Origin of the sequence: Aquimarina muelleri DSM 19832 (assembly GCF_000430665.1) — a bacterium.
Lineage (GTDB): Bacteria > Bacteroidota > Bacteroidia > Flavobacteriales > Flavobacteriaceae > Aquimarina > Aquimarina muelleri.
Genome location: NZ_AUML01000069.1, coordinates 1 through 7,412, shown reverse-complemented (window position 1 = coordinate 7,412; position 7,412 = coordinate 1). Strand labels below are relative to the sequence as shown.

Sequence of the window (7,412 nt, the reverse complement as noted above, 5' to 3'; positions counted from 1 at the left end):
GAATTTGAATTTCTAATCCATTAGGTAAATGAATCAAGATAAAACGTGAGGTTGAAACTTCAGAATCCCCCACTTCTATTGGAATAAAAGAACAGGACGCCTCTGAGAGATTATTTGACTCCTTTGATAACTTCTTAACCCAATAATGTAGCTTATCTTTAGTTAATCCCCGAGATTGAGCAAATGCTTTTTGGCTTTGACCTGAAATGTGATATTCTGATACTAACTTACGCATTCTTTTGGCTTCCGATAATTTAGACATCTATCTTTTTTAAACAAAAATATAGCCTATAGAGAATCTAATCAAGATGTACTTAGACGGATGCATACAGTCATCCTCACTTTTTGTAAGTTGGTAAATAAAATAAAACGGTACAACTTAACCCCTTCGCTTCATTCCCATTACAGAAACTTCAGCACTACTACGGGTTAATCTGCCACTACATACACTATCGGTTTTCTGCCTCTAGGGTGTGCCTATTGTACATTTCCCTTATCATTTGTATGCAGCTTCCCAAGTTCCGTAAATAAGCCTAAATAAAGTTCTTGCCACCTGAATGACGCCAGCCTTACAGAAAATAAATAGGTTTCCTCTGTAATTAATAGTATCCCTACTATTACTTTTAACTCCGTATCATACTTCGTAGCTTTTGACTGGAGGTTCCTACTTCTCGACACCTCTTCAGTGGTTCACTTACGTTCAACTCCTTTATTCGCACCTGCTAATCTCTTGGATTAGATTCTCCTAAACGCTCAGTACCAAGACTATTAATCAAAGCACCTTTAGGGGGTTTAGAGCCATCGCCTATACAACGACTCTGATGGGTCTACCATCATCTTATCTACAGCATTCAACCTTTTATTGCCGTGGTTGATTCTTGGCACACTATGAAAAGTAGCGCTGAAAATAAGCGATAACTTTTCGGATTAAACACAAGCCTTTTTTATATTTACTAACTTTCATTTTAGCGATTAAACCGCTATTATTTTTATACATTGTTGTACACTGGCTTTTTTTCATTCAGATTGGTTTTCAGCGTTGGCAAAGACATACTCTTTGACAAGTTTTGGATTGTGCGGCTGCCTTTTGAGCGACTTGGCAATGTGTATGGCTTTAGCGTCTGGCTTTTCAGTCAAATATTGCAATAAATGTTCAGCCCAAGCTTTTGATAATAAAGGGGGAACTGCATTTCCGACTTGAACGTAATAGTTTCTCTTTGTTTTAGATATTAAATGAAAATCATCAGGAAAAGATTGAAATCTCAAACCTTCTCTTATTGTAATCATTCTATCTTCATTATAGTGAATATTACATCCAATATTTGGTCTGTTAAAGTGTGTATTCAAAGTGTAATTTGGTTTTTCTGGGTCAAGTCTACCATAAGTAGTAGTTCTTCCTCCAGTGCTTTTAAAATACATTATACGTTTAGTAGAAACTTCATCAGGAATATCCATATAGTTTCCACCAGGCTTTACGTGCTTAATTATTTCTTTGTCTGTTGGACTTGAATATGGTATAATTTGTAATGTTGTTTCATTTGAGTTCTTACGCATTAATGACTGATAGTCACAAATTGGCTCTTGCTTATATTTAATATTTCCATTTTCTGTCGGAGATTCTAAATCGGAAATTGCTTCAAATGACGAAACCCATTGTTTTTTATCAGGAACATTGTCAAAATGAGTTTGAGTTGGTGCAGTAATATCAGTTCCTAACTTATTTCCTATGATAAAAACTCTTTTTCGTTTTTGTGGAACACCATAGTCAGCTGCATTTAAAGTGTAAATATTTATATGATAACCAATATCTTCAAATGCTTTTTTTAGATTGTCAATTACTTTAGAACCATCAGAAGCTTTTGAAGATTTTATACCTGTTACATTTTCAAATAAGAATATTTTTGGCTGAATTCTATTTACTACGTCTAAATAAGAATAAACTAATGCTGACCTATCATCATTCGGGTCTCTTTTACCGATTCCCGAAAATCCTTGGCAAGGAGGACCACCAATTATTACATCTGCACTTGGAATTGTTTCCAAGTTAATTTTTGTAATGTCTTCGTTGATAATGTGATTACCAATATTAAGTTTATAGGTTTCGCAAGCATCTTTTAAAATATCATTTGCCCAAATGATATCATAGCCTGCTTGTTTAAACCCTAAATCTAAACCACCACAGCCAGAAAACAATCCTACTACTTTAATTTTGTTTTTTTTCATAATCTTCTGTCTTCCACTAAATCTGCTAAAAAGAGTTCAAAGAAATTCGTTAATTGAACACTTGAACTAAATCCTAAATTGTTTTTGGCGAAAATAATTTTCGCTATTTCCTCATCTAATTGTCTTCTTTGAGTTGATAATCCTTCATCTCCGCTAACTGTTATATTTTGAGCACTTAAATTTTCAAATGTGGTGACTACTGTATCAATTTCTGTTTTAGATAATAGTCTTAAGTCAGGCACTTTTAATTCGTCTATATGGAACCCTTCAAGTTTTCTCAAACCTTCTTGGTTGTTTGAATGTATTTCGAATTGTATTTGACCAAAGCAAGAATTTAAATAAGCGGTTATAAATTTTATTTGATTTTCTGAAGAGATTGTAGAGTCGGCATTTCCATTTTGAAAACCTGATAAATAGAAAAAATTAGTTGTTAGTACTACTGGAGTAGAGATAGGATTATAATAACAAGAATGTTTGGTTCTTTCCGCTCTAGGAATTAAAATATCAAATGAAACTTTATTTCTAAATGCTGCATTCACTATTCTTTTCCATCTGGAAGGATTGGGAGTATTATTGGAGTTGAAAACTGCATTGAGAGATGTGTCAGTTTGATGTATCACATCTAATCCATTGCTTGAATTGTCATCATATCTACTTGGAAAATGTATTGCAGGTTCCTCTTCTAGATTTGATTTGTCTAAAATTAATTTTCTTGCACTTCTACTATTTTTTATGCCAAAGCCTTTATTAGAATTATCAATGCCAGAATATGGCGACTCATTAAAATCTGGAAAAATAATCGTAGAACCTCCACTATTTTCTGCACCACCACGCTTTTTAATTGTGAAAAAGGTTTCTAGAGGTTCTAGAAATGTTAGAGAATCTAAATCTTGAAATTTATCTTCAGGGTCGTTAAAGTACATTTTCCAATTACCTGAAGGACTAATGTTTCTATCAGTTACTTTTAAAGTATAATCAGAATTAATCGTTGTTGCTGTATTCGAAGAAATAATAGATTTTATATCATCTGGTCGAGATAATAAATCTGGATTTATTATCCTTAAAAACTTTATTTCGTTGGTAGGCTGTTTACTTAATACAGTTATTACAGTTGTAACTTTGAAATCTTCAAAATAATTTCTCGGATATAAAATAATTGCATCTACTTTGTCTAAAATAAATTGTTTTAAATGCTCTCCTTCTTCGTTGTTTAAGAACTTGGCCATTAATATTAAACCAGCTCTTCCTTGAGGGTTTAAATAGTGCCAAGTATAATTTACAAAGTAGAAATATAAATTTGGTTGAGAAGCCAGAGTAACAAAGTTTGATTGCCCATTGCTCGTTATTGCATTATTCATTAAGGCTTTATCTGCAATTGTAATTGGTGCATCTGGGTTGTCGTTTCTTAAAAACGGAGGATTCATTAACAGGACATCAAAGCCAGAACTATTTGGTTTAGTAAATGCATTACCAGTTTGAATATTTGCATTAGTACTATTATCAACTCCTGAAAGGTTTTTGGAAACCAATCTAAATGTTGCTAATTGAGCTAAAAAAGGGTCATATTCAATGCCTGAAACTTGATTAAGTAGTTGATTATGACTTTTCGCAACTCCATTGTTTGAGAGGTTCAGAATATTTAAATAATCATAAGCTGCGTCCAATAACGCACCATCTCCAGAACAAGGGTCAATGACGATTGAATCTGTGTTTTCGATTGTTACAGTTGCCAGTAAAATGGACAATTCTGTGTCTGACATTATTTTACCTTTCTTATGAAGTGTTTGTTTGTCATAAACTTTCGAAGTCAATAAGTCGAATATGTATTCTGGTAAAGGATTGTCAGAAACAGCTTGTGAACCAAAGTTATTTAAGGCTTGAATTGTATTCTTGAAATATTGTAAAATAGAAGCACTAAAATTTTCTGGAAAAATTCTGTCTGTTGAATTTGGATGATTGGAAAACACCTGATTAAAATCAAGTTGTATCACTCTATTATAATTATTGGATAGTTTGCTCTTGAAATTTTGTAGGTTATCACTAGCAGGCGGAAAAGTTCTAAAATAACTTTGATTGGGATTATTAGTCTGATTATAATAATCTTTCAAATAAGTAAATGCTAGAAGTCTAAAAAGTTCATATAATGACAGTTCATCAGATAACTCTTTGTTATGAGTTAAACTGCTACTAACACTTTGGAAATTTTGATAAAATGAATCAATAATTGGTTGCCAATTATTATCCCAATCTGGTTGTGTTCTATTATAAATAATCGGTAAAAGTTGCTCAAAAGTTGCCTGAAACTCAATACTAGTTTGTGTTGCATCACGAGTTTGAGGATTGAAACGAGTGTGTGATTTCGGGTTTCCTTTTAAAATACAAGTTGATATTGGTCCTTGTCTGTCGGCAAAAAGAATTAATTCTTCAATATTTGTTAAGCAAAAGTATTTCGGATAATTTGGAGCCCAATTAGTTGCAAGGTCTGTCACGTAGTTTCTAGATTGATTTTGAAACCTTTGAGATGTTACATCACGTGCTGTCTTTTTTACTTCAATTACAAAAATGTATCTATTATTAGACTTTAACTTAATCGCAAAGTCTGGAACAATCGTACTATTTGGAATCGGAGGGTGATGCTCTAATTCTAATAAAGAGTCATAACCACAATTTGTTATAGCATTTTTTATTGCAGTCTCAACAACTGGATGAAAGCCTGTAACTTCATCAGAGTCATACCATAGGTTTATCATATTATTTGATGTATTCTTTTAATTCATTTATCAACTCATCAATCCCAATAGAGGAGTTATTATAATTGTTATATTCATTCAATAAAATAGAATCAATTTGCTCAATTATTTCATTTTGTTGGTTGTCATATCGATTCGAAGTCATTAATGATTTACCTAATCCTTCAAGTTCTTTAATGGTTTCACTTGAGATATTTTTTATATCAATGACTTTAACTTCTTTAAATTCATAAAGTTGTATTTTCCTTAAACCGTTACCTTGACTTCTAGAGTTATTTAAAACATTTAATCTAGTAAACGATGAGTTTAATATTGCTAAATACGCTAACTCAGATTGTTCAATATTTACAGAATAAAAATTATCAGAAGAAAGATGTTTATTTGGGTTGTAAATAAAATCGATATTGTTCCTTAAATAGTAATTGAAAATAAAATTCCCAGACGATTTTATTTTTATGGCGTACCAATTTTTATTTTTTGTAATATCCCGTTTAACAGCTTTATATTTATCGGATGGAGTGTTCAGAATCTTGATTTTTACAGAATCTAAATACTCTTTGGTTCCATCAGAAATAGAACCATTAACAGCCAAGATAAACGCATTTTCTTTACTAACATTATATGTCTTTATTCTAGAAACATTCTTAACTATTGGTTTAAGTTCTGGAAATTTCTTTTCGGAAAAAATGAAGTGATTATTTACAATTGCAGAAGTGCCACGTTGAATAGGTTTAGAAACAATCGAGTTAAGTGTTTTAAATAATTTTGATTTAAAATTGACTACACTAGAATTGTTAAAAGAATAGCTTAATAATTCCTTTGGTTTGAGATTATGTGCTTTATCCGTTAATCCATTATATGTTTTTAAATCGTTTAAGTCATTTAAAGAGTAATATGCAGTCGATTTTCGACTATTTTTAGTTTTAACAAACTTGATAACTGTTGCTCCAACTTCTGCATTATCAAAGGCACTTTTCCTAAAGTGATAAATACTTGCTAAATGCCCTAATTTCAAGAATGATTCTTTTAAAAAGGTGCCAAAACTACTATAAAGCCAACTGTCATAAATGACGGCTACCATTATTCCATTTTCATTAAGATGTAAAATACTTTTAAGTAAAAAATAGATATACAAATTTGATTGAGAAGGAACAGTTGAAAAACTTGATAATAGTTCGTTTTTTATATTTGATTTAGAATTCACTCCATTTGCTAATAACTCTTGTCTGACATAAGGAGGGTTTTGAATTATTAGGTCGAACTTCTCTGTAGAATCAAAATCAAAAAAACTTCCTTGAATTAAAGTTCTTTTGGCTTCATTATAAAAATTCTTAATTTCCTCATTAATCAAATTTTCATCAATTTCTACTCCTTTTAGATAGCAATTTGAAACTTCTTTAGGTAGAGCCTTGAAAAAAATGTTCGGTCCAATGCAAGGGTCAAGAATTTTAGATTCTGAACTAATATTCTCCTTTAATAAACTAATCATAAATTTAGCAAGAATAGGAGAGGTGAATACTTGCCCTAAATTTTCATTTTTTTCAGGCTTTTTAGATATAGTTTCAAAATCCTTTGAAAAAAATAATTCCAATTGTTCTTCAAATGATTGAACAAGTTCATCAACTTTGTATGGTTCAGAAATTGTATTAATCATTATTAATGGTTTTGTGTTTAATCTGTTCTTCTGCGGCTTTCAAGGCATTTAAACCTTCTTTTTCATTTTTAACAATGTCATAAATTTTAGTAGCAATCCATAGAGCCTCTAGTTCCTCAAATGAGAAATTGAAAGTTTCACTAATAGTTTTCAGATGTTCACGTTTTATTGCTTTTTGGTCGTTCTCAACTTTACTTAAGTATCCATCTCCAATTTCAAGAATAGCGGCAAGCTGTCTTTGAAACATTCCAGAAGATTCTCGTAATTCTTTGATTTTTTGTCCGAGTGTCATTTTACCAAATTTAGACTTGACTATTTCAGGTCAAATCTAATAATAATTTTCGGAAATGTATTCAGAAGCGTTGGAAAGATTTTAGCTCTTTTGGTTTTTTAAATTTTGGCTTTTGTGTTGGCAAAAACTAAATGTGCTAAAATGTGCGGCTGGCTTTTCAGCTTGTGTACAACGGTTTTGTGTCGAGTAGACAAGGGGAATTTCACCCCGAGCCTCTCCCAGAACCGTACGTGATAGTCTCCCATCATACGGCTCTTCTTATACAAATCTATACACTTAATTTGAATATCCTACACTCCAATGATAGAATATGTTAGGAAATTGTTCCCTAACCCTATCCAACCATTTATAGGCTTTGACCAAATTATGTCGGTATCTTTTGTACCTATACCTTGCCCACCTTACCAATTTGATACGAAGCACATAAAACACCTTAGACAAACTATATCCTCGATATTTACCAAAATAACGTATCCATCCCCTGAGTTTAGGG

Annotated in this window: 5 protein-coding genes and 1 pseudogene; all 6 read right to left on the bottom strand. The window is 31.7% G+C overall.

What is annotated here, in order from left to right; all coding sequences use genetic code 11:
* The coding region (gene tnpA / locus H527_RS24490; protein WP_027413998.1) for an IS66 family insertion sequence element accessory protein TnpA at positions 1-262 on the bottom strand (262 nt) is incomplete at its 3' end.
* A 755-nt stretch (positions 263-1,017) separates the two neighbouring features.
* On the bottom strand, positions 1,018-2,223 hold the full coding sequence (locus H527_RS23310; protein WP_081414647.1) for a DNA cytosine methyltransferase: 1,206 nt from the start codon (positions 2,221-2,223) through the stop codon (positions 1,018-1,020).
* Complete coding sequence (locus tag H527_RS0118210; protein WP_027413997.1) at positions 2,220-4,973, bottom strand: BpuSI family type II restriction endonuclease; 2,754 nt, start codon at positions 4,971-4,973, stop codon at positions 2,220-2,222. The genes H527_RS23310 and H527_RS0118210 overlap by 4 nt, the downstream gene beginning before the upstream one ends.
* A gap of 1 nt (position 4,974) precedes the next feature.
* The gene (locus H527_RS0118205; RefSeq protein WP_027413996.1) at positions 4,975-6,627 is read right to left on the bottom strand and encodes an Eco57I restriction-modification methylase domain-containing protein; all 1,653 of its coding nucleotides are present in this window, start codon (positions 6,625-6,627) and stop codon (positions 4,975-4,977) included.
* Positions 6,620-6,919, bottom strand: coding sequence for a helix-turn-helix domain-containing protein (locus H527_RS0118200; RefSeq protein ID WP_035088893.1), 300 nt, complete (start codon positions 6,917-6,919; stop codon positions 6,620-6,622). The genes H527_RS0118205 and H527_RS0118200 overlap by 8 nt, the downstream gene beginning before the upstream one ends.
* Before the next feature lie 276 nt (positions 6,920-7,195).
* Positions 7,196-7,412, bottom strand: a pseudogene (locus H527_RS24485) (group II intron reverse transcriptase/maturase); the annotation flags it as partial.

Excerpts from the sequence above, each read along its gene's own strand:
- H527_RS0118205 (WP_027413996.1), bottom strand. The coding sequence starts at position 6,627 with ATGATTAATACAATTTCTGAACCATACAAAGTTGATGAACTTGTTCAA.
- H527_RS0118210 (WP_027413997.1), bottom strand. The coding sequence starts at position 4,973 with ATGATAAACCTATGGTATGACTCTGATGAAGTTACAGGCTTTCATCCA.
- H527_RS0118200 (WP_035088893.1), bottom strand. The coding sequence starts at position 6,919 with ATGACACTCGGACAAAAAATCAAAGAATTACGAGAATCTTCTGGAATG.
- H527_RS23310 (WP_081414647.1), bottom strand. The coding sequence starts at position 2,223 with ATGAAAAAAAACAAAATTAAAGTAGTAGGATTGTTTTCTGGCTGTGGT.